Origin of the sequence: Mycolicibacterium hodleri (genome assembly GCF_025822245.1) — a bacterium.
Taxonomy (GTDB): domain Bacteria; phylum Actinomycetota; class Actinomycetes; order Mycobacteriales; family Mycobacteriaceae; genus Mycobacterium; species Mycobacterium hodleri.
Map to the genome: position 1 here is coordinate 1 of NZ_JACKTL010000006.1, position 931 is coordinate 931.

Annotated in this window: 1 protein-coding gene and 1 pseudogene; both read left to right on the forward strand. The window is 67.7% G+C overall.

Annotated elements, in window-relative coordinates; genetic code table 11:
• Positions 1-131: pseudogene (locus H7J06_RS01040) on the forward strand (acetaldehyde dehydrogenase (acetylating)); the annotation flags it as partial.
• Positions 128-931 (forward strand): 4-hydroxy-2-oxovalerate aldolase (gene dmpG / locus H7J06_RS01045; RefSeq protein ID WP_264036198.1); only part of this gene is annotated, 804 nt, incomplete at its 3' end. The pseudogene H7J06_RS01040 and the gene dmpG, both read left to right, overlap by 4 nt.

Genomic DNA, 931 nt, shown 5'->3' on the forward strand with positions numbered 1-931 from the left:
AGGTGGAGGGTGCGGGGGACTACCTGCCGCCGTATGCGGGGAATTTGGACATCATGACCGCCGCCGCCACGAAGGTCGGCGAGGAGATCGCCAAGGAACGCGCGTCGGTAGCAACCGGAGGTCAGGCATGAGCGTCATCGACGACATCTACTTCAACCCCATCTGGGACGTCCGGATGACCGACACCTCGCTGCGCGACGGGAGCCACCACAAGCGCCACCAGTTCACCGGGGAGGAGGTCGGCTCGATCGTCGCGGCGCTCGATGCCGCCGGTGTGCCGGTCATCGAGGTGACCCACGGCGACGGGCTCGGCGGGTCGAGCTTCAACTACGGGTTCTCCAAGACCCCCGAGCAGGAGCTCATCAAGCTGGCGGCCGAGACGGCCAAGGAATCCAAGATCGCCTTCCTCATGCTGCCGGGTCTGGGCACCAAGGAGGACATCAAGGAGGCGCAGCAGAACGGCGGCTCGATCTGCCGCATCGCGACGCACTGCACCGAGGCCGACGTGTCGGTTCAGCACTTCGGGTTGGCCCGCGAGCTGGGGCTCGAGACCGTCGGCTTCCTGATGATGGCCCACACGTCGCCGCCGGAGAAGCTAGCCGCCCAGGCCCGGATCATGGCCGACGCCGGGTGCCAGTGCGTGTACGTCGTGGACTCGGCGGGCGCGTTGGTGCTCGAAGGGGTCGCCGACCGCGTGGCCGCGCTGGTCGCCGAATTGGGATCGGACGCGCAGGTCGGTTTTCACGGGCACGAGAACCTCGGGTTGGGGGTGGCCAACAGTGTGGAGGCGGTGCGGGCGGGGGCCAAGCAGATCGACGGCAGCACCCGTCGGTTCGGGGCGGGTGCGGGCAATGCGCCGGTGGAGGCGATGATCGGGGTGTTCGACAAGATCGGGGTGAAGACCGGGATCGACTTCTTCGAGATCGCCGAC